We start from the raw sequence: 24243 nt of genomic DNA on the forward strand, positions 1-24243 counted from the left end.
ACGAAAATATTAGTACTTTTGTAACTCACAAACGAGGAATTCATTAAATTATGATACGAAAAAGATTGAAAGGAATGGGAGTGGCACTAATCACGCCATTCAAAGAAGACGGAAGCGTTGACTACGATTCGCTGCTGAGGTTAGTTGAATACCAGGTGCAGAACGGTATAGATTTTCTCTGTGTATTAGGAACGACAGCAGAAACACCAACATTGACAGCTGAAGAAAAAAAGAAGATAAAATCGCTTGTAATAGAGAGAGTTAACGGACGTGTTCCAATACTTCTCGGAGTTGGAAGCAACTGTACTCAGACTGTGATAGACACAATCAAGAACGATGATATGACAGGGGTAGATGCATTGCTTATTGCAGTACCTTATTATAATAAACCATCGCAGGAAGGAATTTACCAGCACTATAAGGCAATAGCACAATCTACAAAACTTCCTATAGTGCTATACAATGTTCCCGGACGTACAGGTGTAAATATGACTGCCGCTACAACTCTAAGACTTGCTCATGATTTCGACAATATCGTAGCAATCAAGGAAGCTTCAGGCGACATCTCGCAAATGGACGAGATAATAAAGAAGAAACCGGAGAACTTCGACGTAATCTCCGGTGACGACGGAATAACATTCCCTCTAATCACACTTGGAGCCGTAGGAGTGATTTCCGTGATAGGTAACGCGTTTCCTAAAGAATTCAGCCGTATGACAAGACTTGCATTGGCTGGCGACTATAACAGCGCATTGGCTATACATCACCAGTTTACAGAACTGTTCAAGCTTCTTTTCGTTGACGGAAATCCTGCAGGCGTAAAAGCGATGCTCAGCATGATGGGTATGATAGAAAACAGACTGAGGCTGCCGTTGGTCCCTACAAGAATCACAACTTACGAAGAAATGCGTAAGGTACTCGAAGGGTTGAAAGTCAAATGCTAAATCTGATAAGCTTAGATAGTAATATCCGGTCGTAGATTCTGAATTTGCGTGCCGGATATTTTTTTTCATTAAATATTGAAAAAAGGGAAGGTCTATATAAATTTCCATAATTCTAATTAAACATAATACCGATTATACAAATTCCGTACATTTGAACAGAGGAATCAAATTCATCGACTTCAATCAAATATATTCCTAATGGAAAACGCCTTGACATTTTACCCAAAACATCAAGGCGTTTGGAGTAAAATGTCAAGGCGTTTTAATAATAACCCGCGCGTATTCTTCAGTCAAACAATTCTACGAACAGAAATTTCCGGAAAATCATGCAGCAACATCAGCAATATTCCTTCTTCATTCATGTTCTTGGCTTTTACTACCATAGTGACATAATGAACAGGATTGCCGTTGGAATCTGTTTTATCTTCCATTTCGTAGGAACTGATTATAAAATTCTTAGAACTGAACAATGCGGAAATCTTTTTCAGCGAATCCTGATCATGGGTAGAAAATTCCACAATCATGCTCCTCAGGCTTATACCTTTAAAGAAATAGTTCAGGACTTCCACACCTATGAGAAAAAGCACTGTGCCCGTAATTCCCATGACGTACATGCCGGCTCCTATGGCAAGTCCGATACCCGATGTGGCCCATATACCCGCAGCAGTGGTCAGACCGCGTACTATCTGTTTCCGGAGCAATATTATCGTGCCTGCCCCTATAAAACCTATTCCGCTCACAACCTGGGAAGCAATACGGCTTGGGTCAAGCCTTACAAGATCCGTTTCAAGCACATCGGAAAAACCATATTGCGATACAATCATCATCAGCGCACTGCCCAAGGCTACCAGGAAATGAGTCCTATAGCCCGCTTCTTTTGAGCGATACTCCCTCTCCAGTCCTATAATAACTCCCATAAGGCTGGCTACTACCAGCCTTATGATAAATTCTGTGTACATTTCCATAATCAATCATGCTTACACACAAATATAAGCATTGTTTATGAAAAAAACAATAATCAACCCACTCTGCCCATTCTTGATATAAGCTCGTCACCCAATTCTCCTTTAACCTTGATATGCTCTACTACAGCATTTACGAAAGGATTTCCCTCAAAATCTCCTCTAACCTGCTCAAAATCAAGCTTTTGTTCTTCACGGCTTCCATCAGCGCCAAATCCTGTCATGGCAGAAAGCGAGAACTCCTTCTTGGCATCTTCGTAAACCATTCTGTCAAGGCCTATCACGGCTTCCTTCCACTTCTCTACGATACGGATAATGTCTTCACGGGTGATTTCACCGGCATTCAGGCCAAAGAATTCAAGCATCTTGCCGTATGCCCATGTCCACTCGTAAGTATAATAATTGTTGTGCATTTCTGTCAGGCGGGAGTCTATCTTTTCTACAGAATCCAGCACTCCGCTCTCAATATCTGCCATCAGACGGTCTATCTCGCTACGCGGAGCTATCAGTCCCGATACGTCAACCCACTCTCCTGTACCTATCGCTGTGTCAGGCTTCAGTCTTTCGCGGATTTCCTCATCAGTCTTGAACTCCGTAATCTCCAGTCGTTTAATCACCGAGTTTCCGAGGAACTTTGTGATACCTGTCTCATAGAACTTTATACCCTTGTTGAGTGATGAATTCTTGATTTTTGCACTCTGATATGAATATGTCTCCGATGTCTCGCCCGATACCCTTGCAAGGTCTTTCAATATCTGACGTCCCTTGAACATCTTCTGTATGGTATATGGACTGAGGAGGTTGTAGTTCACCTTATCCATTCGGCAAGGGTCCTTTCTGTTGTCACGCTTAGGCCATTTCTGGGCATCGCGGATGGTTCCCACACTGCGGAGGTTTACGCCGGGCATTAGGTATGTGGTATTCTTCTCCTCGATGAGGTATGAGAAAGGCAGGTTTGTGGTGTCAGGATGAGCCACATGGCGTCCCATAACGAGCGAGAATGCTCCGATACGTGCCGGCCAAAGGATATAAGAATCTGAGGCAGTCTTTGCTCCTCTCTCCATGATTCCCTGATGGATAGGTCCCAGCTTGTACATGTGGTTACTCTGGTTTGAACCTGAACCGGCATTCATGAACGAGAACATTCCGGCAATGAGAAGCGTTGACTTATGATGAGTGACGGTGAAAGGACCCGCAAAGATGGCGCATGCCTCGCCGTTTTCCTCCTGACAGTTGCAGAAGAAAAGAGAGTCGGATGCCGAATAGTTATGCCCCATGTGGCACGACTGACCAACGAAACATCTTGTGAGCATAGTACCGTCTTCGATATGCGAACCGCTGGAGATGATGAAATCATCGCAGATTACTCCGTAACCTATATGGATGGGAGCGCTTTCGTTACTGTTCAGGCTACCGTTCTTAAGTCGTCCCGCACTCTCTATCTTACAGAAACTTCCGATACGTACGTTCTTGATATATCCTGTATCTACAATCATTGCATCGCGGCCTACATATCCGTATTCCGATGCTATCTCGCCGGCATACTTCATAACGAGAGCTTTCATCTTGGCAGCCAGGTCCGGACGATGTCTGTACATGGCAGCGATATAAGCCTCATGAGCCGATAATTTGTCATGAATTATTACCTCACGTCCACCGGTTTCACTAAGCACAGACACTTCGGTACCGTTCCCGAAAGTGGAACGTCCTTCAACAACCATACAATCGACATTCTCTATGAAAACCCTATCGGATATTACATAATTAGCTATATAGTTCTTTACATTTTCTATACAGCAACCGTTGCCTATAGTAACGTTATGCAGTGTGGCATTCCTTATCCCTGAAGATTTCTTTACTCCCCCGGCAAGTGTAAACTCACCGCTCAACTCCCCTATCCTAATCTTGCCGGACATTCTTACATGCCATATCTTTGAAGCGTCAAAGTTCTCTACCACAGTTACGTCCGACCAGTTCTCGGCGCAACATCCCTGTGCTACGAGTGTATCAATCTCAGCCTCCGTGAGATTTCTAAAAGTATGTTCCATAAAATTCATTTCTTGTATTCATTCTTAAGGCAAAGATAACGACATATTTCATTGCATACAAGAGAGTAACAGAACATTTTGACATTATTCTTCCCAAATCCATCCGTAATTGAGCGAGTTTTTTTTATTTTTGCAGAATATTACAACTGTTGAATACCCCGTAATATTTTGGATTTTAAAGCATATTTCAGCTTCCTTCCGCAAGAATGAACAACAAATGAATTATTAATAGGAAGATCATAATAACTATACTATATGAAACAATATGAAGCGGTTATAGAAACATTGGAAACACTTGGCGGAGTTGCTACATTGGGAGAACTAAATAAAGAAGTTTTTAAAATAAAAGATTGTGAATGGAAGACAAAGACTCCTTTTGCAAGTATCCGTCGTATAGTTCAACAAACGAAAGGGATTTATAAAATAAAACCAGGATTATATGGACTTGAAAAATACAAAAAGCAACTTGAAGATAGTGGAATAATTGTAGATACGGATAAAAACAAAAACTCTGCCGAAGTCTGCAATTTCAATCATACTTACTATCAAGGTATCCTGCTTATAATAGGAAAGTTTCATAATATGCAGACTTTTATACCCAACCAAGATAAGAATAAAAAATTCTATAACGGACAAAAGCTACAAGAACTTTCCACACTCAATGAGCTACCAACTATTCATATCCTCAATTGATAAAACGCAGTTCTACTATTGACACAATTTGGTTTAATGCTCGAAACATGCCAGATTCTTTTTTTGAGATAGAGCATTCAACTGACATCCAAAATTCTTTGTTAAAATTCTATGACTTACAAGACTTCCATGCAAGGATGGTTATTGTAGCCGACATAAAGCGTAAACAAGAATTTGAATATAAAATGGGATTTCATGCATTTAAAGAATTAAACGCCCAGAGACGAGTTTCATTTTTAAGTTATGAAGCACTTGTCAAACAATATGAAATTGAATTGGAAAAACAATCATTAGATTTTATTCTATAAAAGTGTTACGGCATTGAAGAGCACTCCTGCCCTCTGCCGTAACACACGCCTATTATACATCCCTGATTATTCGCCGGAGATAAGTTTAGCCCCTCAAAATCTATGGAAGTAACCAAAATCTTGTTGTCCTTAATCTTTACAGATGCCTGATATACCTCCTTGACTTTTCTTGTAAACTCACAATACACTGTATCACTGTCTATTCCGGTCAGGCGGATATGTGTTATTTTTGTGAATTTCTTGATTCGCTTGCCAAGTTTCAGTTTCCAGTATTCCTGGTCTTCAACTCCGTCTGTGCATAAATACTTGTATGCATAATCATTGTATGCCATTGAAGTGGACGATTTATTGACCGGATAGTTAAAACATTGCAAGATGGAGTCAAGATTCTTTATGTTGCCTATAATGGATTCGTTATAGTCTATCGTGATTTCTTACCCAATACACTTTCTACACTGATTTTCAGCTGTTCCAAACATTCTTTTTCATCCATAGTATTTACTTTTGGTGCAAATGTAATATTTTATTGATAATCTCACACTAATTCATTAATGAATTGTCGAATCATAATCTCTGATTTTTTTCTAATTTTTTCTATTCCATAACGCCCTGTTTATCTGTATTTCTAACCTCCGGGTTACTTAGTATCCCTAATGTAACTTCTTGTTTTATAAGATGTTATAAGCTACATTTGCAAAGAGAAAGAGAAAAAGAGTACTCTAAACGATAATGTATCACAAAGTAAAAACAAGGAAAAATGAAACAGATTGAAAAACTAATCTCAGCAGAAAATTTCTGCGCCGTAAATTTAGGTAAATTAAGCCAGTTGAATGAATATGTTCTCGAAATGGGTCCGGAAATCAAAATACCGGGAAAGGTTTTCTGCGGAACAGCATTAGGATGTACAGGTAGCGAATTTTCTTTCCAGATGTTCCAGCCTGGAACTGAAACAGGATTCAAGCACACTCATAAGAGTCATGAGGAACTGTACTTCTTCCTGAGTGGAAATGGAGAATTTCAGGTTGACGACAAAATATTCCCTATAACAGAAGGCACAGTTGTCCGTGTTTCTCCGGATGGAAAACGCTCGGTACGCAATAACGGCGATACGCCACTGGTAATGCTATGCATACAGTACAAGGCAAATACATTCAATAGTGAAGATGCGAATGACGGAGTAATCCTGCAGGAACAGGTGAAATGGTAATATAAAGAATAATCCGGGAAGTTTATGAAACCTTTGAAAGGGAACTTGCCGGATTATAATATTTTTCATAAAAACTTAGTTACATTTGCAGTGTACTAAAATTCACACCATGACAAAGACAAATATTAAGGAAGAGCTGTTTTCTGACTGCCCAATACGCAACATTCTGGCAAGAATAAGCGACAAATGGTCGATGCTGATTCTCTTCATGCTGTATCAGAACGGCACTATGCGGTTTAACTCATTAAGACACAATATCCCTGATATTTCGCAGAAAATGCTGTCATCTACATTGCGTACATTGGAAGAAGACGGATACATTCTAAGGAAATCGTATGCTGAAGTTCCTCCACGTGTGGAATATTCACTATCGGAAAGAGGAAAATCTGTCATTCCGCACATAGAGGGACTTATTGAATGGGCAAAAAATAACCTTGAAGATATTCTTAATGACAGAAAGAAGAATTCTGCCAGATAAATATCAATCAATATCAGCACTTTCCCCCGCAAGAGCATTTCTGCTCCTCTGTATAGTTTTTGTTCGCCATTAATAGTATGTTTGAATATTGTTCGCAAAATAATAATATTCAGGCTTACAAACAAAATTGCAAATTTTTCATTACAACACATTAATATATGCTCCAGAAACTATTATTTACCCACGCTTTTTTCTCCTTATGACGAAGCCTGTATATATGCACCACATAGCTGCCATTCCGGCAAAAAAGATATAGACAAGAGTGCCCTGACCAAGGACGGTGTATATACGCCCTGTATGTATCTCCTGCGCAAAGTTCCATAACGACATAGGCAGAGAAGAAAGATTTTCGGGCATATGTAGAGCTGTCGTTCCCTTATAATACTCCACTACGAAAGTTTTTTCTCTAATATTATCGCAATAGCCCGATACGGCATATTTCCCGAATGGAGGACCTGCAACATTTTTCGCTGTCTCACCTGTAAAATAATCTGTAGAAACCTGCCTGCTTCTGTCCCAAACATACATTCCGCTGAAAGAACCGGACAGCCAATTGCCAAAGGAATCTTTCTGCCATACATTAAGCCCCATGACACTTACCGGAGGAACATTCTCTAATTTCACAGGAACGGATTCCAATGTAGCCAAATAGAAAATACCTTCGGAGGAAGAAAGGAGCCAGTCTCCAAATTCTGTATCATAACGAAGCATACGCAGTTTGTCGTTCCAGGCATTGTCGCTATTGGCAGTTGTAAAAGGTATAGCCGGAGTACGGAAAGAAACGAGTGCTATAAGTACAGGCGGACGGAGACACCACCCTGTGAAAGCCACGAATATAAGTATAATGAAAGTATATCTACCAAGTTTGTCATGCCAGTTGATTGATGACTTCATTAGCTGAGTACTTCCTTTTGCTGTTTTACCGCTCATACGGATTCTCTTGATATATTTAGGGAGAAGCCAGTAAGCAAGCCCTGTAAAACACAACACTATGAGTATCACTGCCACAGTATCCATAACCAGTTTCCCAAGAGTACCGAACATCTCTCCGCTATGCATAAGCCATACTGTACGGAAGAGCGAAACCTTACCGTCATAACCTTCAGGAGCTTTTAATTCCAATCGGCTGAATTCATTATAGGGAGTGACGGAAGTGTAGAGATACGAACGGCCCACTACCACCATAGTATCCCCTTTCATTACCAAATCCGATATGCGTTCGTGGGCTGATAGTATAAGAGAGGTACTATCCCATCCTTCTCCATCATTTCTGTAAAGTCCAAATTGTCCCGCTGCAAAAAGAGAGCCGTCCGGAGTATGAGCCATAGCCTTGATGTTGCGGAAATCAGCACCTATGGGAAGTCCGGCATTAAAATCATACACATGCAGTCCGATTGAATCAGTCTTCCAGATTCCGCTGTTTCCATATATAAACACTTTATCCCTATATTTTATAGAACCTCGCAGAAGCCCCATATTCCATTTATTATATCTATAATCTGCCGGAAGAAAACTTCTGTCAATATTTATATCCGCCACCAGTTCACGATGATTTAGCACTATTCCGCTCAGGCAAAACATAAGCATGAAGAATGCGAATATTATGCCGAACCATTTATGATGTTTTTTCCATGTGATGCGTTTCATTATACAATATCAATATTGAAATCCGGTGCAAAAATAAATATAATCACTATTCCATACAACAGGGGCATAAACAGAACGCCCGACAAACGTCAATACTACGTTCATCGGGCGTTGCTTATTCAGATTATTAAAAGACTGATTACATCTTAGTCTTTTCAAACTTGTTCTTTTCTGCCATCAGGATTTTTTCAAGTTCCTGTGTCTTTTCAGGATTTTCCTTAGCTACATTTTTCTTTTCAGAAGGATCGTCAACTACATTATAAAGTTGTACTTCCTTGCTGTTGCCAAGTTCTGTCTTGGTCCAGAATTCCAATGCAGGCTTGTCGCTAGTCTCAATATACTTCCAACCGTCTTTAACGATAGAAAGCGTGTTGTTCAGGTTCTGCTGGATTACATAGTCACATCCCTTAGTATCTGTTCCGATAAGAGTATTCAGATAGTTACGGCTGTCAGGAGCCTGTCCTTGAGGAATTTCATATCCCAACAAACCTGCGAATGATGCAAAGAAATCGACAGTAGAATAAAGTCCTTCCTGTACGGCTGGTTTAATCTTCTCCGGCCATCTTACAAGCAATGGAGTACGTGTACCGGCCTCGTATGCACTATATTTACCACCACGATAATTCAACATAGGAGTATGTCCGTTCAGCAATTCGCGAGCCTGATCCTGATAACCGTCGTCTATCACGGCACCATTGTCACTCAGGAATACGAAGATAGTATTATCAGCGATATTCAGACTGTCAAGAGTATTCATAATCTCGCCCACTGTCCAGTCTAACTGAAGGATAACATCTCCGCGAGTGCCCAAACCACTCTTTCCTGCAAATCTCGGATGCGGTACACGAGGTACGTGTACATCCTGAGTTCCCATATAAAGGAAGAATGTAGTGTCCTTGTTGCTTACTATGAAGTCCTTAGCTTTCTGTGTAATGATATCAGCAATCTTTTCATCATCCCACAGTGCAGACTTACCGCCTGTCATCCATCCTATACGAGGAATACCGTTTATGATAGTATTATTGTGTCCCTGACTTGGTTTAAGCTTGACAAGTTCAGGATTTTCCTTACCTGTAGGCCAGTCTCCTACCTTATGGTCATAGCTGACAGTTATAGGGTCATTAGGGTCAAGTCCGTCCACGCGTCCGTTTTCTACAAACACGCATGGCACACGGTCAACCGTAGCCGGAATAATGTATTCATAGTCGAAACCTATATCCTGAGTATTAGGCTTGATAAGTCCGTTGAAATCTGTTCCTCCCTTAGGGCCAAGTCCGAGATGCCATTTACCTACTGCTGCAGTGGCATAACCTTCGGCCTTGAACATGTCGGCCATAGTTGTACATTCAGTATTGATTATCAGCTCAGAATTACCCGGTGCGATACCTGTATTTTCCTGACGCCAAGGATACATACCGGTAAGTATTCCAAAGCGTGTTGGAGTACTTGTAGAAGATGTAGTATAAGCATTTGCAAACTGAAGTCCCTGACTTGCCAATCTGTCAATGTTTGGAGTCTGGATTTTTGTTGCACCATAGCAGCTAAGATCGCCTATTCCAAGGTCGTCTGCTATAAGGAATACTACGTTAGGATTTTTCTGTTTGGTTTCAGATTGATTCTTTGAACCGCCACCGGAACATGCGCTAAGCAACGCTGCAGCTGAAATCAATCCCAAGTGAAAAGTGGTTTTTTCCATAAGGTAAGATTTAGTTTAAATGATATATGTGTACAAAGATACGAAATATTATTAAAAATGCATTAATTACGCCAAAGAAAATAATATATTTTATTTATACTGACATAATAAATAAGAATATTTCCATTAGTTCTAATCAGAATTCAAATCTTACTTCATATAAAAAGGTAAATGTTATCTCTTCTTTAGGATTCCATTTACCTTTAATATACAATCAAAATTTATGGGCAAGTTCTGTAGCCAAACGACATCCATCAGTATTCTCAATCTCACCTTCATTTAAGACATCCGATATCAGAACTTCACCTGCAAGATTCCATTTCAACAAGGAAGCAGTCTTCTCCATTGGTATTCTTACACCATCCATTACAGACATATCATTTTCCTCGCAACAAGTAATCAGGCCCCACTTCTTTCCGGATACATTCTTCTCCCCAACTACAAGCGAGAATAAGCAATCAATTACTCCTTTTATTTGTGCCGGAATAGAATACCAATAGACAGGCATGGCAAACAGAACTCCATCCGAATCAAGAATAGAAGATGCTATAGCATCAAAATCTTTATTGAATGTGCATGCTCTCCCGGTCTTATAACAAGTCATGCACGCATGACAACCACTTATATTCATTGAAACAGCATCATAAAGATTAATAGTATGACCGCACTTTTCAGCTTCTTTTATAAACGCACGTGTCATGGCAAGGCTATTTCCATTCTTCCTCGGACTACCTGTAATAACAGTAATTTTCATATTTACTTCTCCTTATTTTTTATTGTATTTGAATTCTGATTATAGGCTTTTGCCACACATTTCCATTCACCGCCAATCTTCATAAGTAGAAGATAATCAGTAAAATCTATACGTCCACCCCAGTTTTCCTCCAAAACACGAACTACAGCAAGTGTCTCTTCCACATCGATTACGTCTATACGCGCCTTGAAACCGCTGTCCGGACCAACATTGTCTACATTCCTGTAGAATTGTTCTATACTGCCATGTTCCAACTGACCGTCTAAATATCCGAACAGGACAGCTTCATCTATAAAAAGATGTTTAGCATACGAACTGTTGCCTTCTGCAACACTCCTCACAAAATTCATGGCCGCAAGTTCTACAGCCTTGTATTCCTCTATATTCGCTCTCATAATTATAGGTTTATGTGTCAGTAATCATAATGGCACAAAGTTAGAGGGTAGTTGTTATTTCCACAAGTACCGAAAAATTTTTCGGTATATGAAAATTTTTTCATCATATCATAGTTTTGTAATTTTACGCTTGTTTTTGAGTGATAATAAATTTCAGTTCCATAGACTTATGTACGAAAGAAAAATACCGGTAGACTTGGATTGTCCTTTAAGGCTGACAATCAGCCTTATAGGTTCAAAGTGGAAATCATGCATCCTAGATGAATTGCGAAACAAATCATTACGTCCGAGCGAACTTCATAAAATATTTCCTGAAGCCACTCCACGTGTACTTGATTTACAGTTAAAAGAACTGGTGGAAGACGGATTGGTCACGAAAACCATATACCCTGAATTACCTCCACGTTCGGAATATACCATCTCATCATTAGGCCTGACATTGATACCAATTATTGATGCCATGATTGAATGGGGTAATAAGAATGAAAATTTATTTATCAGAAAATATGGGAAAGCTATTTCAAATGATATAACAGAGAATTAGCCTGACAGAAGTTTATTCTACAGGCTCGACAAGTGCAAAATTCCTTTTCATTTTCTCTAAATACAACCTATATTTATATAAATACAAGTTATATTTTTATATAAACAATCTATATATATAAAAACACAATCTGTATATAGAGAAAATGTAAGGTCATTCATGATTTTATTCAGGCTTAAAGTACAAATTTCTTCATGGCATTATACACACCGTCTTCATCTACAGATGACGTAACATAATCGGCCACTTCTTTGAGAGCCTGATTAGCATTTCCCATAGCAACGCCCAATCCTGCCTTTTCTATTATCGACAAGTCATTACCTCCATCTCCGAAGGCCATTGTTTCATCTATACTGATACCTTCGTGCGATATAATATCCAGAAGACCGTTACCCTTATTGGCATTTGTGGCAGTAATATCAGCGAAGTCCGGATACCAACGTGATGAAACACATCCGGAGAGGTACGGCATAATCTGCTTTTCCTTGGCTACAGAAATGACAGGCGTAAGCTGCAATATTCTTTGTTGCAGAATCTGTTCCACATTATTGTCTTCCCTCATATTGTGTACATTCAGCATCTGGCGGAATATCCGGTCTGTCCTCTCGTCGCTATTGTACATGGTAAGGTCCTTCTCGCCTACCACCATACACGGGAATTTCATATCGTCTGAAAACCTCAACACCGTCAATACATCTTCTTTCGGGATAGGTGTACATGATATTATCTTGCCGTCTGAAAAGCACAATGCTCCATTGGCTGTGATATATCCGTCTATCAGATGCTTTATTTCGTCAAGGTTGTTTATAAGAGATAAAGGACGTCCGGTGGAGATATAAATTCTGACACCTTTTGCCTTGGCCATTGAAATAGCATCTATGGCAGACTGTGGAATACGATGGGTGTTAAAACTCACCAGTGTTCCGTCAATATCGAAGAATATAGCTTTTATCATATGTTATATCAAAATTAATTACGCAATGCACGCATGGCATTGAATACGGCAAGAACCGTAACACCAACATCAGCGAATACAGCCATCCACATTGTGCTGAGACCTACAGAGGCTAGTACAAGGACTGCTATCTTCACTCCTATCGCAAACCAGACATTCTCGCGGGCTATCCTTATCGTACGCCTTGAGATACTTATCGCCTCGGCTATTTTTGAAGGTTTGTCGTCCATCAGAACAACATCGGACGCCTCTATGGCAGCATCGCTTCCCAGTCCGCCCATAGCTATACCCACATCGGCACGTTTAAGCACAGGAGCGTCGTTTATTCCGTCGCCCACGAAGGCCAGAGTCTTTCCTTTATCTACAGACGAGAGAAGAGCCTCCACATGCTCCACCTTGTCTGCCGGAAGGAGTTCCGCATGGCAGATATCTATTCCAAGCTTGCCAGCCACATCCATAGCCACTTCTTTACGGTCACCGGTAAGCATCACAGTTTTACTTATTCCCAGCCTTTTCAGTGAAGCTATTGCCTCAGGGCTATCTTCCTTTATACGGTCGTTTATTACGATATGGCCGGCATATTCTCCATCTACAGCCACATGTATTATAGTACCTATCCTATGACAATCATGCCATTTCACACCGATACTGTCCATCATCTTCTGATTGCCCACACACACCGTACGTCCTGCCACATTTGCCTTTATTCCATGTCCGGCTATTTCTTCCACGTCAGTTACCGGGCAACCGTCGTGCGCCTCGTTTGGAAAAGCCGAACGAAGGGCTTCACCTATGGGATGTGTAGAGAAATGTTCCACATGTGCGGCAAGATGCAGCAACTCCTGTTCGTTGAACCTGTCCGAATGGACAGCCTCAACGGCAAATTCTCCTCGTGTGAGTGTTCCGGTCTTGTCGAATACAACAGTACCAATCTTTGAAAGTGTGTCCATATAATTGCTTCCTTTTATAAGGATACCACGGCGTGAAGCTCCGCCAAGTCCACCGAAAAATGTAAGAGGGACACTGATTACCAACGCACAGGGACAGGACACAACCAGAAATATCAGGGCACGATGGAGCCATAATGGGAACGATTCCATAAAGGCCGACGGTGAAAACAGCGGCGGAATAACGGCAAGAAACAGTGCGGCTATAACCACTATAGGAGTATATACACGTGCAAAACGTGTTATAAACGATTCGCTGCGCGACTTGCTGGCATCGGCATTTTCCATGAGACTGATGATTTTCGACACAGTGCTTTCTCCGAAACTCTTTGTGGTCTTAACACGGATAACTCCCGTAAGGTTTATGCAACCGGACATAACCTCATCGTTAACCGACAATTCGCGCGGCATACTCTCGCCTGTCAACGCTATGGTGTTAAGTGACGATGTACCCTCTACAACTATTCCGTCCAAAGGAACTTTCTCTCCTGGTCTGATAACAATTGTTTCGCCTACATTGACCTTCTGAGGAGAAACTGTAACGATTTTTCCATTTCTCTCCACATTTGCCACATCCGGACGTATGTCCATAAGATGCGAAATGCTGTCGCGGCTCTTTCCTTCGGCATAACTCTCAAACAACTCGCCTACCTGAAAGAAAAGCATAACGAATACAGCCTCCGGATACTCAGTCTCAGCACCGGGGAGGAAACCTATACATAAGGCTCCTATGGTAGCGACAGCCATAAGAAAATGTTCATTAAACACATCTCCTCCGGCTATACCTTCGCATGCCTCTTTTAATGTCCCGTATCCGACAATAAGATAAGGCACAAGATAAACAAACAGTAACTGCAAGGTTGACAAGTTACCGTATTTCTCAATTATTGCCGCCACTATGAGCAACAACGAGGTGATTACAATAAGGGTAATCTTTCCTCTCAGACCACTATGCGCATGATTGTGCTTATGGTCGTGTACATGTTCATTATTCTCTGTCATAATTCAAATCTTTCTGTTTCGTGACGCAAATATAAAATGGATTTTATACAACCTGGTTGCATAAAAACTTTGCGGGAGTATATGCAACCGGGTTGCATAAAAACGGACAGGCGTACAAATGTACTTATTTTTTTATATCTTTGCCGCGATGAAAACAAACAATCAGAAAAGACGATGGAAACTAATGATTTAGCTGACAGCCTGGAGCTTAAGGGAGTAAAACCGACAGCAAACAGAATACTTGTTCTGAAAGCACTCAAAGTACAGACCCGTCCCTTGAGTCTGACAGACCTTGAGGATATTCTTGCCACGATGGACAAGTCGAGCATATTCCGTGTGTTGACACTGTTCCTTGAGCACGACATAGTGCATTCATTCGAGGACGGGCGCGGGATTCTGAACTATGAGCTGTGCACAAGCAAAACCGTGTGTAACCAATCCGACGCACATATACATTTCTATTGTGAGTCGTGCAGAAAATCATTCTGCATGGATGACATTCCATTTCCTGCGTTTGAGCTGAAACAAGGATTTACCATGCATTCTGTATCGTTTGTAATAAAGGGCGAATGTCCCGAGTGCAGCAGAAAACATAAGGATAATCAGCATGGATAAAATAGGAAGTCTGGAGATAGGCCATTCTCACGTGAAGGATAAAGATTTCAATATTAAACGTGAGATAGTGGACGACGAGAATGTTGAGGTTACATTCTCTCACCGTCATTTCTTTTATGCCGTTTACTGGATACACGATGGAAACGGAACTCATACCATAGACTTTGAAGAGTATCAGATAATACCAGACAGAATTTTCTTCATAAAGCCGGAGCAAGTACATTTTCTATGTACCGAAGGGAAAATGAGATATTCCGCATTGCAGTTTACAGAAGATTTCATGATACCCTACTCTACTGATTTACAAAAGCTGATTCCTGTCTGCAAGGACCTGAACGAAGATGAAAAAGTCCGTATCCGCGCTCTATTCAATCAGATATACCAAGAGTCCGTCTCGAATCTCGTAAACTCAACAGCTATAATCCAGTCGGAAATACATACATTGCTTTTGGAACTTGAAAGAATAGGCATTAACAATTCGGCCACATCAATCATACCGGATATTCTGAACAGATACAAATCTCTAATAGACAGTTCATTCGCAAAAGAGCACCAGGTACAATATTATGCCGGACAATTGGGATGCAGTCCTAATTATCTTAACGTCCTAAGCAAAAAGCATCTCAACAAATCCGCATTGGAGATGATAAACGAACGCTTGATATTGGAGATAAAAAGGCTGTTGCTCCGTACGGATAATGACATTTCAGAAATTGCATATAAGTTAGGTTTTAATGAATTGTCCTATTTCTCACGCTTCTTCAAACGCCATACAGGCACTACGCCAAATGAATTCAGAATCATGATGAATAAAATGTACCAAAAATGAGATGTTTTGTGTAATCTCATCACAATGTATGTTCCATATCTTTGCACCAAAATAAAAACAACAATGATATGGGACATAAACATGAATCATTATCACCGGAAAAATCTCAAGGTGAAAAACGGACTGCGTTTGTAGTGATATTCTCGGCTACGACAATGGTACTTGAAATAATATTCGGACTGTTATCAAACTCAATGGCGCTGCTTGCCGACGGCATTCACATGGGCTCGCACGTACTGGCTATAGGTCTTAGTTGGGGTGCATACGCATTAGTACGCAGATTGCAGAAAAAGCAGGTAAACAATGTTGACAACGACAAGGTACTGTCGCTTTCGGCCTATACAAGCGGAATCCTTTTATTACTGTTCGCTGTTTTCATCATCATAGAGGCGGCAGAACGTTTCTTCACTCCTGCCATTGAGATTAGATATACGGAAGCCATGATTGTGGCAGCCATAGGAATGGTGGTAAATATAATATGCGCATTCGTATTGCATGATAATAAGGGGCATCAGCACGAAGACTATAACCGTCATTCGGCATACCTGCATGTAGTGGCTGACGCGTTGACAAGCCTTGGAGCCATCTTCGGACTGATATGTGCTATGATATGGGATATTACGTGGATTGACACACTTGTGGCAGTTGTATGTTCCGCAGTAATAATTCGATGGTCGAAGAACCTGCTTTTTGATACAGGAAAAATACTTACATCCAAAGCCGACAGATAATAATGAAACTCTCAGAATTAAAGAAAGGGGAAAAAGGGATTATAAAAAGAATCAATGGGCAAGGACTGTTAAGAAAACGTTTGTCGGAAATGGGATTCATAAAAGGCAAAACAATTGAAGCTGTCAGATATGCACCTTTAGGAAGTCCTGTGGTATATAGAATCCTAAATTCAGAAATTGCCATTACACCGGAAATTGCTTCACTGATAGAAATAACCAAAAAAGAACTACCTTTGCAGTAAAAACCAATTGTTATGAGGCATAAAGAATCGTATGGCATTTATCCGGCAGAAACGGCTGAGCACATTTCTCTGCTGAAATACTCCAAAAGTTCATGCGGAGTGGATTTTCTTCTTAATACGGCGGAAAGTTCAGAAAAGCCGGGATGGTTCAATCTTGAAAAACGGTATAAAACTGATTTCTTTGAGTTTTATTTCTTTCGTAAAGCAGAAGGCTATATGCTTTTGTCGGGCAGAAAGATAGAGTTGCACCCTAATATGGTACTTGTAGTATCCCCTTTCCAGATTCAGGAATGGCATGTCAGCCTGGACAAGTTGGACTATACATTCTTAATATTTCAGGAGGAGTTCATCAACAATTTCCTGTCCGACAAATACTTCATGTACAGACTACTGTATTGCTACCAGCATGACTATCCAACTTTTTTCGATATGCCGAAGGAAGATATGGCTACATACCTGACTATCCTGCAACAGATGAAAAGAGAGCTGCATAATCCTATTGCCGACAGCTACCACATGATTGTGGCATGTCTGTATCAGTTTCTGCTGTTACTGAACAGATTCTATGCCAGGCATTTCAACCTTCCTTTCGCACCTCCACAGAACAATTACGCATACCAATATAAAGAACTGCTGGAAAAACATATTTCAGAGAAGACACATGTATCGGATTATGCGGAGATGATGAACGTCAGCAGGGTGACACTGAACAAGGCCGTAATGCGAGAGTTCGGTCTGTCGGCTGTACATCTGCTGAAACAGCGGTTGCTGCAGGAAGTGAAGAACGATATTCTTTTCTCCGACATGTCTGTAAAAGAGATAGCCTACCGCCTGCATTTCTCTGAACCTAACCATCTGATGCGTTTCTTCAAGCAGATGACAGGACAGACCATCAGTGAATTTGTGGCATCAATCAAGTCAATATAATCAGTGTTACTGATTCAACCTTATCTTCTCGTGGTAAAAATAATTTACTATGACAGGTTTTCCTTTCTCTGAACGCCCGTATGGCAAGTCATTAACCATGTATGGGAAACCGTTTTGTTTTGCGAACATTGAAATCTCTTTTTCGAGGGACTCCCAGTAGTCCATCCGTTTCTTATTGTAGATTTCATCATACAAGGCATAAACATCCGGATGATTCTCCCTAATATAACTCATGATGGTACCCTTGAATTGACCCCGAAGATTTAGATTTTCAAGCCATATCAAATCGGCAAAATCCTTGACTCGCCCGATAATGGATTTCACATCGGTAATACCCGGGAATATAGGCGACACGAAACACACGGTACGTATTCCTGCTTCATATACCTTTTTCATAGCCTCAATCCTTCGCTCTATACTTACGGCGCGGTCCATATCCATGCGGAACTGTTCGTCCAAGGTATTTATAGACCATGAAACTGTAACCTTCGGGAACTTCTTAAGCAAGTCGAGGTCACGCAAAACCAAATCGGATTTGGTACATATCATTATCTCGGCATTTGTACCTTTCAGCTCTTCCAGAAGTCTGCGAGTCCTGCAAAACTCCTCTTCGTATGGATTATATCCATCTGTAACAGAACCGATAACAATCCTCTGACCATCGTATTTATGCGGATTGGCTATAGGTTTCCAGTGCTTCACATCAAGAAAGGTTCCCCATGGTTCCGTATGACCGGTAAAACGTTTCATGAACGATGCATAACAATACTTACATGCGTGAGGACATCCCACGTACGGATTGACAGAGAATCCTCCAACCGGCAAAGACGATTTGGTCATCACGCTTTGCACCTCTATTTCCCTGATGATTTCTTTTTCCATGCTTTTTTAATAAATTGTTCCGGTAATTCTTGAATCATGTTATCTTCACCCATAATAGGCAAAAGATCTTCTTTCATAAAAACAGGAATATTACATTTTTTTGCTTGTTCAGCTATATGTAATACCCACTTTGGCCTGGCATCAACTTTCCCTTTTCTTTTTCCGGTTTCTGTTCCTATAACGACCCAGTCAAACCCTCTAAAATCAATTTCGCCTATATCCTCAAAAAGAGGTTCAAATGTGGCATGATAATGTTTAGCCTTAACATGTTTCTTTAAATCTGTAAGACGTTTTTTCTCTGACGCCCTGGTTACAGTCACACCCATCCACACATTTTCATCGTCTGTTCTGAAATCAATAAGTTCAGGTCGCTTGGTCAATAATATGTAAGAATGCTGAGGATTAATAGATATACGATTGAATATTTCATTATTCCATTCTGTTTTCCAATCAGAGAAATCGCTCATTCCGGTGAGAAACCATACATGTGATTTCGGATTATCCATAAGATATAACTTCCTGCCCATATATTCCGGTTTTGAGAAATCATCAGTCATATGAAACCTGTTGCAGTTACACCTGGCATAACAGTAGTTACACCCTATAGTACAACCTATAACAATATTCATATTCTGAATCAGAGATTTAATACACACAGTCATATTACTTATATTTTCCTGTAAAATTAATCCATAATAAACACTGAAAATGTACCATAACAGCAATGAAATATACCAATTTGATAAGGACAGGCGGAAATATTGCAGATACGATGAAGAAACAGAGAAATCAATTAAAAACAGAAACGGAAGAACAGGCAGACAGCCTAATGCTTGCCTATTCTTCCGTTATCAAATGGTCCGTAAATGGAAACCGATATCTTATTTCACTCTAACCTTTACAATAACTTTCTTCAGTTCAACTTCTGTGACACCAGGAGCATGAGCATCTTCAGGGAAGAAGATAGCGAACATACCTGGTTTAACAGTCAGATAGTCAGTAGCATGACCGGGATAGAAAGTCACGTCCTTTTCCGCATTGTATTCAGCCTCAGCGAGATCTGTTCTTGGCATATATCCCATTAGTTCAGTGCTGGTAAGAGGAATCTGGATGTCGATGAAATTATTGTGTGTCTCGATTTTTGCATCATCCTTAGTCTTTGGTCTTGCAGCTGCAAAGTTAACGAACAGTTCGCCTTCTTTCAGCACTACCTTACCAAGTTCGTGAGCATTAAGGTCTGTTTATTTCAAAAATTCAATAGCCTGAGCAAACAGCGGATTTACAGAGACATACATTCCAATGTTTTCAAGTTTGTCGATAATCATAATCGTAATGTTTTTAATTCAGATAATGCAAAATTAAGAAAAAGATAAGGAATAACCACTATATTAAGAAAAGAATATGTTGAGAATTAGAGATATTAAATGCAAAATCTCCGGTTTAAAAATGAGTTTCGATATTAAACACTTTTAATAATATGATGGATTATAGTATTTTTTATAACTTTGACAAGTTAATGAATTATACATCATAAATATAATATAAAAACTTCAAATATGGAAAACAGTGACAAGCTCGATAAATACATACAATTGTTAGAAGCTAATAAGAATATTATACTTACAGGAGCACCTGGTACAGGAAAGACTCATCTTGCTAAAGCTATTGCTAAAAAGATGGAAGCTGAATACGAATTTGTTCAATTTCATCCATCTTATGATTATACGGATTTCGTAGAGGGGTTACGTCCTACTCCACCTGACAAAAATGGGAATATTGGTTTTGAAAGGAAGGATGGGGTGTTTAAGGAGTTTTGCAAGAAGGCTATAATAAGAAAATGGAATACAATAGACTCCAATGATTATAAAAATGCTATAAAACGATTTAAAAATGAATTAAAAATAAACTTCATTAAAATAAAAAGTTTTAGAAGTGAAACTATTATACACACGTATATTGATGATAAGAATATTATTTGTGTACAAAATAAAAGTGGACAAAAAAGTTGGAGTACCTCAGACAACAGGTTACTAAATTATTTAATAAGTAAAATATGTCCTCCAAATGATACTTATCTTAAATCAATAGGAAATTATATACTTGACAATTACCTACAGAGCAACATTACAATCACTCCTAATATAGGTAATTATATCTTCATCATCGACGAAATAAACCGTGGTGAGATTTCCAAAATCTTCGGTGAACTTTTCTTCAGCATAGACCCAGGTTATCGTGGAGAAAAAGGTCTTGTGAAAACACAATATCAGAATCTGATTACAGACGAATCGGACCCTTTTTACGAAGGATTTTATGTTCCGGAAAATGTTTACATCATTGGAACTATGAATGACATAGATCGCAGTGTGGAAAGTATGGACTTTGCAATGCGCCGCCGTTTTGCCTGGATAGATGTAAAAGCAAATGAAAATACCGGAATGCTTGATGAAGAACTGTCTGACATGAAAGACGAAATAATAAGCATTATGAAACGTCTTAATGAGGTTATATGGGATGAAGACAACAATACTGGAATAGAAGGATTAAGTGCCGCATACCATATTGGTGGCTCTTATTTCAGTAAGCTGTCACTCTATTTGAATAAAGAACATACAAACAAGCAAGAAGCTTACGAAAACTTATGGAACAATCATCTGAAAGGAGTACTATTTGAATATCTGAGAGGAACGATTAATGCAATGGAAAACTTGAAGATACTGGAACGAGTTTATTTTAATCAAGATATCTATGGTACTGAAGGATAACTCGAAATATTCTGTAACAACAGATAATCTTAATGATGTTCTGTTGTTACAGAACATTGCAAACCGTAACATTTCAGAATTGGCAGATGAATATGACAACAGCATACTCATTTATCCGTATTCTTTCAAAGAATGTGAAGATAAATTAGGTAAACAACAATTGATATCATTACAAGCTACGTGGAACGGGAATAAATGTACAAAGGTTAATCTTGAAACCGGTAATGTGGCAGGTTTTATTGGAATAAACGGATTGTCTGTTTCCATACATTCACGTTTTTCAAGAAATACGGATGAAGACTTCTTTCTACATTATATGCTTCAAAAGGTACTGAACATAAATGTGGTCAGTCTTCAACATGGGATAAAAGATGAGCAAGTCTTTGATTTTCTGCTTTATTTGTTTCCTAAGTTACTTAACGATGCGTTAGCACAGGGACTATATAAAGAATATCAACGAAATGAATATAATGATACGAATATCAGGGGTGTGATAGACATAAACAGGCATATAAAAAGGAATATGCCATTCAATGGTCGTATAGCCTATCGTACACGTGAATTCAGCCATGACAATAATGTGACCGAGCTGATACGTCATACAATTGAATATATCTGTACAACGAAATTTGGAAGGGAATTAATGGAAATCAATGTCGAAACACGTTCCAATGTTGCACAAATCTTGGCTGCCACAACTCGCTATAAACGTCAAGACAGGGAGAAGGTAATAAAAAATAATCTGAAAATAGCGAACCATCCTTTTTATATCCGATATGCTCCGCTTCAGAAACTTTGTTTGCGGATATTGGGACACGAAAAGATAAAATACGGTCAGAACGAAAATAAAATACATGGTATTTTGTTTGATGTTTCCCATTTATGGGAAGAATACCTCGCAACCATCCTTACAAGACAAGGTTTCAAACATCCAGACAACAGGAAAGGTATAGGAAGAATACACTTGACGAATACCAACAAATTTCCACGTTATCTTGATTTTTATAGAGAACATGACAGTATCGTCATCGATGCAAAATATAAAGCGGAAACTGAAAAAAGAGATGATATTCACCAGATTATAACGTATATGTACCGTCTGAAAGGTAAATATGGTATTCTTATTCACCCAACGCACAAGGAACATATAGTAAAAAAATATCATCTATTAGGATATGGAGAAAACAATGATGCGGAATTGCACACATATTTATTTAAGATACCACAAGACGCAAACAATTATAATGACTTTATTACCAAAATACGATTATCAGAGGAATTGCTCATAAAGCACATGGAAACTTAAGAGCTAATCGTTTTAATCAGATGATTGTTATTGAATATTTTAGACTAAATAGAATTGGACAAATATTAAAAGTGCTATTTTATGAATGATTTAGAAAAGCTTATATTATTAAAGCAGAAAGCCGCATATCAAGAAACTCCACCAGGGGTCGGAGAGCCAGCATTCAAAGCACATGCAAGGAAAAAGCAGTCACTTTTTCGTCAGATGGTGTTAGGAATTCCATACAATCCCAAACACAAGTTCGGTAAGTATGGGGCTTTCCTCATGGAGCCATTCGCTTCATTAGGATATAATTTCTGTGAGGTTTATCGAAACGATATACTTAATGGCATAAAGGAGCGATACGGGAAATTGAATACAGCTCTCCATGAGGGACTTATGGGCAATATGCTTAGGAGTGAACATATCCCATGGAATGTATTTTATCCAATGAAATCTGACCTGCAAGCCACAGCCGCTCTATTAAAAGATATTCTGAAAACAGACGAGATAGACAAAGTAACAGATATTCGTATTGAGTGGGCTCCGAAAAAAGAGGAAGCACTTGACGACAATACCTCATTCGATACATATATTGAATATATTTATAATGGGAAAGAGTGTGGTGTAGGTATTGAAGTAAAATATACTGAAGAAGGATATCCTTTTGGGAAATTAGAAAGGAAGAGGGTTATGGAAGAGGAAGATTCCTTATACGCCATCAAGACACGCCAATGTGGGTTATACACAAATGAGATAAACAACCGCCGCCTGAGTGAAACATTGCTTTGCAAAGATGACTACAGGCAGATATGGAGGAATCATTTATTAGGTGCTGCAATGGTTATGAACGGACGAATCACTAAATTCCATAGTATCACACTTTATCCCAACGGAAATACCCATTTCAAGAAAGTACTTCCTGAGTATGAAAAATTACTGTCGGAATATGGAAAAGCAACATTCGGCTATATTACCATCGAAAAACTCATCCTTCTTATATGTAAGCACTTTGAGATGAATGAAAAGAACAAGCAATGGGTAGACTATCTGAATACAAGATATCCTTTTATCTAAGAATGAATAAAAAAACATTACTCAATTATTTATAATAACCAAGTAATTTGTAATTTTGTTATAATTCATGCGAACTATTAAAATCTCAAATGATTATGGATAAAGAAGTTTTGGATTTTGTAACATTTTGCATCAGCTCATTGGCTGTACATCTTCATCTATCACAGAGAGAAGTTTATAAACGGCTTAAAGAATCAGGGATACTGTATGGATACATTGTCCCCTCATACGATGTACTGCATACATTTGGTTCGCGTTATCTGATGGAAGACCTGACAGATTATATGAAAGAGAAAGGAGTTCTATAATT

Annotated in this window: 27 protein-coding genes and 1 pseudogene; 16 read left to right on the forward strand and 12 right to left on the reverse strand. The window is 39.4% G+C overall.

What is annotated here, in order from left to right:
• The first annotated feature begins 50 nt into the window (after positions 1 to 50).
• Positions 51 to 944 (forward strand): 4-hydroxy-tetrahydrodipicolinate synthase, encoded by an 894-nt coding sequence (dapA, locus tag H6A27_RS00975; RefSeq protein WP_204402968.1) that lies wholly within the window; start codon positions 51 to 53, stop codon positions 942 to 944.
• A 290-nt stretch (positions 945 to 1234) separates the two neighbouring features.
• On the opposite strand, the gene H6A27_RS00980 is transcribed toward dapA, so the two are convergent.
• Positions 1235 to 1909: an MgtC/SapB family protein gene (locus H6A27_RS00980; RefSeq protein ID WP_204402970.1), complete on the reverse strand. Its 675-nt coding sequence runs from the start codon at positions 1907 to 1909 to the stop codon at positions 1235 to 1237.
• 53 nt (positions 1910 to 1962) lie between these two features.
• The gene (locus H6A27_RS00985; RefSeq protein ID WP_204507361.1) at positions 1963 to 3954 is read right to left on the reverse strand and encodes a DUF4954 family protein; all 1992 of its coding nucleotides are present in this window, start codon (positions 3952 to 3954) and stop codon (positions 1963 to 1965) included.
• A gap of 255 nt (positions 3955 to 4209) precedes the next feature.
• Between H6A27_RS00985 and H6A27_RS15080 the strand changes: the two genes are divergently transcribed.
• A complete protein-coding gene (locus H6A27_RS15080) occupies positions 4210 to 4647 on the forward strand; it encodes a hypothetical protein (RefSeq protein WP_239469518.1) in 438 nt (145 codons plus the stop codon).
• A gap of 47 nt (positions 4648 to 4694) precedes the next feature.
• Positions 4695 to 4955, forward strand: coding sequence for a hypothetical protein (locus H6A27_RS15085; RefSeq protein WP_239469519.1), 261 nt, complete (start codon positions 4695 to 4697; stop codon positions 4953 to 4955).
• A 5-nt stretch (positions 4956 to 4960) separates the two neighbouring features.
• On the opposite strand, the gene H6A27_RS00995 is transcribed toward H6A27_RS15085, so the two are convergent.
• Positions 4961 to 5287, reverse strand: coding sequence for a hypothetical protein (locus H6A27_RS00995; protein ID WP_204507362.1), 327 nt, complete (start codon positions 5285 to 5287; stop codon positions 4961 to 4963).
• Positions 5288 to 5712: 425 nt separating this feature from the next.
• Here H6A27_RS00995 and H6A27_RS01000 point away from each other — a divergent pair, with 425 nt between their 5' ends.
• Both H6A27_RS01000 and H6A27_RS01005 read left to right on the forward strand, forming a co-directional pair.
• Entirely contained in the window at positions 5713 to 6162 is a 450-nt protein-coding gene (locus H6A27_RS01000; RefSeq protein WP_204507363.1) for a cupin domain-containing protein, read from the forward strand.
• A gap of 109 nt (positions 6163 to 6271) precedes the next feature.
• Positions 6272 to 6640, forward strand: a complete 369-nt coding sequence (locus H6A27_RS01005) for a winged helix-turn-helix transcriptional regulator (RefSeq protein WP_204507364.1) — start codon at positions 6272 to 6274, stop codon at positions 6638 to 6640.
• Positions 6641 to 6817: 177 nt separating this feature from the next.
• Here the strand turns inward: H6A27_RS01005 and H6A27_RS01010 are convergent, their stop codons facing one another.
• The 4 genes from H6A27_RS01010 to H6A27_RS01025 all read right to left on the reverse strand — a co-directional run bounded on the left by H6A27_RS01010 (position 6818) and on the right by H6A27_RS01025 (position 11132).
• Positions 6818 to 8287 carry a PepSY domain-containing protein gene (locus H6A27_RS01010; RefSeq protein WP_204507365.1) on the reverse strand — a complete coding sequence of 490 codons (1470 nt, stop codon included), beginning with the start codon at positions 8285 to 8287 and terminating at the stop codon, positions 6818 to 6820.
• 139 nt (positions 8288 to 8426) lie between these two features.
• Positions 8427 to 9983 (reverse strand): sulfatase-like hydrolase/transferase, encoded by a 1557-nt coding sequence (locus tag H6A27_RS01015; RefSeq protein ID WP_204507366.1) that lies wholly within the window; start codon positions 9981 to 9983, stop codon positions 8427 to 8429.
• Positions 9984 to 10197: 214 nt separating this feature from the next.
• Complete coding sequence (locus H6A27_RS01020) at positions 10198 to 10737, reverse strand: flavodoxin family protein (RefSeq protein WP_204507367.1); 540 nt, start codon at positions 10735 to 10737, stop codon at positions 10198 to 10200.
• A gap of 2 nt (positions 10738 to 10739) precedes the next feature.
• A complete protein-coding gene (locus H6A27_RS01025) occupies positions 10740 to 11132 on the reverse strand; it encodes a nuclear transport factor 2 family protein (RefSeq protein WP_204507368.1) in 393 nt (130 codons plus the stop codon).
• A 169-nt stretch (positions 11133 to 11301) separates the two neighbouring features.
• Between H6A27_RS01025 and H6A27_RS01030 the strand changes: the two genes are divergently transcribed.
• Positions 11302 to 11676 carry a winged helix-turn-helix transcriptional regulator gene (locus H6A27_RS01030; RefSeq protein ID WP_204507369.1) on the forward strand — a complete coding sequence of 125 codons (375 nt, stop codon included), beginning with the start codon at positions 11302 to 11304 and terminating at the stop codon, positions 11674 to 11676.
• 175 nt (positions 11677 to 11851) lie between these two features.
• On the opposite strand, the gene H6A27_RS01035 is transcribed toward H6A27_RS01030, so the two are convergent.
• Complete coding sequence (locus H6A27_RS01035) at positions 11852 to 12631, reverse strand: Cof-type HAD-IIB family hydrolase (RefSeq protein WP_204507370.1); 780 nt, start codon at positions 12629 to 12631, stop codon at positions 11852 to 11854.
• Between the two features lie 14 nt (positions 12632 to 12645).
• Positions 12646 to 14580, reverse strand: a complete 1935-nt coding sequence (locus tag H6A27_RS01040) for a heavy metal translocating P-type ATPase (protein ID WP_420867832.1) — start codon at positions 14578 to 14580, stop codon at positions 12646 to 12648.
• 174 nt (positions 14581 to 14754) lie between these two features.
• Here H6A27_RS01040 and H6A27_RS01045 point away from each other — a divergent pair, with 174 nt between their 5' ends.
• The 5 genes from H6A27_RS01045 to H6A27_RS01065 all read left to right on the forward strand — a co-directional run bounded on the left by H6A27_RS01045 (position 14755) and on the right by H6A27_RS01065 (position 17924).
• Positions 14755 to 15195: a Fur family transcriptional regulator gene (locus H6A27_RS01045; protein ID WP_204507371.1), complete on the forward strand. Its 441-nt coding sequence runs from the start codon at positions 14755 to 14757 to the stop codon at positions 15193 to 15195.
• Positions 15188 to 16024, forward strand: coding sequence for a helix-turn-helix domain-containing protein (locus tag H6A27_RS01050; protein WP_204507372.1), 837 nt, complete (start codon positions 15188 to 15190; stop codon positions 16022 to 16024). Before H6A27_RS01045 ends, H6A27_RS01050 begins: the two co-directional genes overlap by 8 nt.
• 68 nt (positions 16025 to 16092) lie before the next feature.
• On the forward strand, positions 16093 to 16755 hold the full coding sequence (locus tag H6A27_RS01055; protein ID WP_204507373.1) for a cation diffusion facilitator family transporter: 663 nt from the start codon (positions 16093 to 16095) through the stop codon (positions 16753 to 16755).
• 2 nt (positions 16756 to 16757) lie between these two features.
• The gene (locus tag H6A27_RS01060; RefSeq protein WP_204507374.1) at positions 16758 to 16997 is read left to right on the forward strand and encodes a FeoA family protein; all 240 of its coding nucleotides are present in this window, start codon (positions 16758 to 16760) and stop codon (positions 16995 to 16997) included.
• Positions 16998 to 17009: 12 nt separating this feature from the next.
• A complete protein-coding gene (locus H6A27_RS01065) occupies positions 17010 to 17924 on the forward strand; it encodes a helix-turn-helix domain-containing protein (protein WP_204507375.1) in 915 nt (304 codons plus the stop codon).
• Positions 17925 to 17930: 6 nt separating this feature from the next.
• On the opposite strand, the gene H6A27_RS01070 is transcribed toward H6A27_RS01065, so the two are convergent.
• Positions 17931 to 18806, reverse strand: a complete 876-nt coding sequence (locus H6A27_RS01070) for a radical SAM mobile pair protein B (RefSeq protein ID WP_204507376.1) — start codon at positions 18804 to 18806, stop codon at positions 17931 to 17933.
• Complete coding sequence (locus H6A27_RS01075) at positions 18779 to 19468, reverse strand: radical SAM mobile pair protein A (protein WP_204507377.1); 690 nt, start codon at positions 19466 to 19468, stop codon at positions 18779 to 18781. Before H6A27_RS01075 ends, H6A27_RS01070 begins: the two co-directional genes overlap by 28 nt.
• A 62-nt stretch (positions 19469 to 19530) precedes the next feature.
• Between H6A27_RS01075 and H6A27_RS01080 the strand changes: the two genes are divergently transcribed.
• A complete protein-coding gene (locus H6A27_RS01080) occupies positions 19531 to 19701 on the forward strand; it encodes a hypothetical protein (protein ID WP_204507378.1) in 171 nt (56 codons plus the stop codon).
• On the opposite strand, the pseudogene H6A27_RS01085 reads toward H6A27_RS01080, so the two are convergent.
• A pseudogene (locus H6A27_RS01085) lies at positions 19688 to 20131 on the reverse strand (NanQ anomerase/TabA/YiaL family protein). The gene H6A27_RS01080 and the pseudogene H6A27_RS01085 sit on opposite strands and share 14 nt — an antisense overlap.
• 231 nt (positions 20132 to 20362) lie before the next feature.
• On the opposite strand from H6A27_RS01085, the gene H6A27_RS01090 reads away from it, so the two are divergent.
• The 4 genes from H6A27_RS01090 (at position 20363) to H6A27_RS01105 (ending at position 24241) form a co-directional block, all read left to right on the forward strand.
• Entirely contained in the window at positions 20363 to 21571 is a 1209-nt protein-coding gene (locus tag H6A27_RS01090; protein ID WP_204507379.1) for an McrB family protein, read from the forward strand.
• Positions 21555 to 22877, forward strand: coding sequence for an McrC family protein (locus tag H6A27_RS01095; RefSeq protein ID WP_204507380.1), 1323 nt, complete (start codon positions 21555 to 21557; stop codon positions 22875 to 22877). Before H6A27_RS01090 ends, H6A27_RS01095 begins: the two co-directional genes overlap by 17 nt.
• Before the next feature lie 81 nt (positions 22878 to 22958).
• The gene (locus tag H6A27_RS01100; RefSeq protein WP_204507381.1) at positions 22959 to 23933 is read left to right on the forward strand and encodes a PGN_0703 family putative restriction endonuclease; all 975 of its coding nucleotides are present in this window, start codon (positions 22959 to 22961) and stop codon (positions 23931 to 23933) included.
• A gap of 95 nt (positions 23934 to 24028) precedes the next feature.
• A complete protein-coding gene (locus tag H6A27_RS01105; RefSeq protein ID WP_154042757.1) occupies positions 24029 to 24241 on the forward strand; it encodes a DUF3791 domain-containing protein in 213 nt (70 codons plus the stop codon).
• Positions 24242 to 24243 lie beyond the last annotated feature (2 nt).

The organism is Bacteroides caecigallinarum, assembly GCF_016902295.1.
Taxonomy (GTDB): Bacteria; Bacteroidota; Bacteroidia; order Bacteroidales; family Bacteroidaceae; genus Phocaeicola; species Phocaeicola caecigallinarum_A.

What these genes read in the sequence shown, in the direction of transcription:
- dapA (WP_204402968.1), top strand. Translation starts at nt 51, where the DNA reads ATGATACGAAAAAGATTGAAAGGAATGGGAGTGGCACTAATCACGCCA.
- H6A27_RS00980 (WP_204402970.1), bottom strand. Translation starts at nt 1,909, where the DNA reads ATGGAAATGTACACAGAATTTATCATAAGGCTGGTAGTAGCCAGCCTT.
- H6A27_RS00985 (WP_204507361.1), bottom strand. Translation starts at nt 3,954, where the DNA reads ATGGAACATACTTTTAGAAATCTCACGGAGGCTGAGATTGATACACTC.
- H6A27_RS15080 (WP_239469518.1), top strand. Translation starts at nt 4,210, where the DNA reads ATGAAACAATATGAAGCGGTTATAGAAACATTGGAAACACTTGGCGGA.
- H6A27_RS15085 (WP_239469519.1), top strand. Translation starts at nt 4,695, where the DNA reads ATGCCAGATTCTTTTTTTGAGATAGAGCATTCAACTGACATCCAAAAT.
- H6A27_RS00995 (WP_204507362.1), bottom strand. Translation starts at nt 5,287, where the DNA reads ATGGCATACAATGATTATGCATACAAGTATTTATGCACAGACGGAGTT.
- H6A27_RS01000 (WP_204507363.1), top strand. Translation starts at nt 5,713, where the DNA reads ATGAAACAGATTGAAAAACTAATCTCAGCAGAAAATTTCTGCGCCGTA.
- H6A27_RS01005 (WP_204507364.1), top strand. Translation starts at nt 6,272, where the DNA reads ATGACAAAGACAAATATTAAGGAAGAGCTGTTTTCTGACTGCCCAATA.
- H6A27_RS01010 (WP_204507365.1), bottom strand. Translation starts at nt 8,287, where the DNA reads ATGAAACGCATCACATGGAAAAAACATCATAAATGGTTCGGCATAATA.
- H6A27_RS01015 (WP_204507366.1), bottom strand. Translation starts at nt 9,983, where the DNA reads ATGGAAAAAACCACTTTTCACTTGGGATTGATTTCAGCTGCAGCGTTG.
- H6A27_RS01020 (WP_204507367.1), bottom strand. Translation starts at nt 10,737, where the DNA reads ATGAAAATTACTGTTATTACAGGTAGTCCGAGGAAGAATGGAAATAGC.
- H6A27_RS01025 (WP_204507368.1), bottom strand. Translation starts at nt 11,132, where the DNA reads ATGAGAGCGAATATAGAGGAATACAAGGCTGTAGAACTTGCGGCCATG.
- H6A27_RS01030 (WP_204507369.1), top strand. Translation starts at nt 11,302, where the DNA reads ATGTACGAAAGAAAAATACCGGTAGACTTGGATTGTCCTTTAAGGCTG.
- H6A27_RS01035 (WP_204507370.1), bottom strand. Translation starts at nt 12,631, where the DNA reads ATGATAAAAGCTATATTCTTCGATATTGACGGAACACTGGTGAGTTTT.
- H6A27_RS01040 (WP_420867832.1), bottom strand. Translation starts at nt 14,580, where the DNA reads ATGACAGAGAATAATGAACATGTACACGACCATAAGCACAATCATGCG.
- H6A27_RS01045 (WP_204507371.1), top strand. Translation starts at nt 14,755, where the DNA reads ATGGAAACTAATGATTTAGCTGACAGCCTGGAGCTTAAGGGAGTAAAA.
- H6A27_RS01050 (WP_204507372.1), top strand. Translation starts at nt 15,188, where the DNA reads ATGGATAAAATAGGAAGTCTGGAGATAGGCCATTCTCACGTGAAGGAT.
- H6A27_RS01055 (WP_204507373.1), top strand. Translation starts at nt 16,093, where the DNA reads ATGGGACATAAACATGAATCATTATCACCGGAAAAATCTCAAGGTGAA.
- H6A27_RS01060 (WP_204507374.1), top strand. Translation starts at nt 16,758, where the DNA reads ATGAAACTCTCAGAATTAAAGAAAGGGGAAAAAGGGATTATAAAAAGA.
- H6A27_RS01065 (WP_204507375.1), top strand. Translation starts at nt 17,010, where the DNA reads ATGAGGCATAAAGAATCGTATGGCATTTATCCGGCAGAAACGGCTGAG.
- H6A27_RS01070 (WP_204507376.1), bottom strand. Translation starts at nt 18,806, where the DNA reads ATGGAAAAAGAAATCATCAGGGAAATAGAGGTGCAAAGCGTGATGACC.
- H6A27_RS01075 (WP_204507377.1), bottom strand. Translation starts at nt 19,468, where the DNA reads ATGACTGTGTGTATTAAATCTCTGATTCAGAATATGAATATTGTTATA.
- H6A27_RS01080 (WP_204507378.1), top strand. Translation starts at nt 19,531, where the DNA reads ATGAAATATACCAATTTGATAAGGACAGGCGGAAATATTGCAGATACG.
- H6A27_RS01090 (WP_204507379.1), top strand. Translation starts at nt 20,363, where the DNA reads ATGGAAAACAGTGACAAGCTCGATAAATACATACAATTGTTAGAAGCT.
- H6A27_RS01095 (WP_204507380.1), top strand. Translation starts at nt 21,555, where the DNA reads ATGGTACTGAAGGATAACTCGAAATATTCTGTAACAACAGATAATCTT.
- H6A27_RS01100 (WP_204507381.1), top strand. Translation starts at nt 22,959, where the DNA reads ATGAATGATTTAGAAAAGCTTATATTATTAAAGCAGAAAGCCGCATAT.
- H6A27_RS01105 (WP_154042757.1), top strand. Translation starts at nt 24,029, where the DNA reads ATGGATAAAGAAGTTTTGGATTTTGTAACATTTTGCATCAGCTCATTG.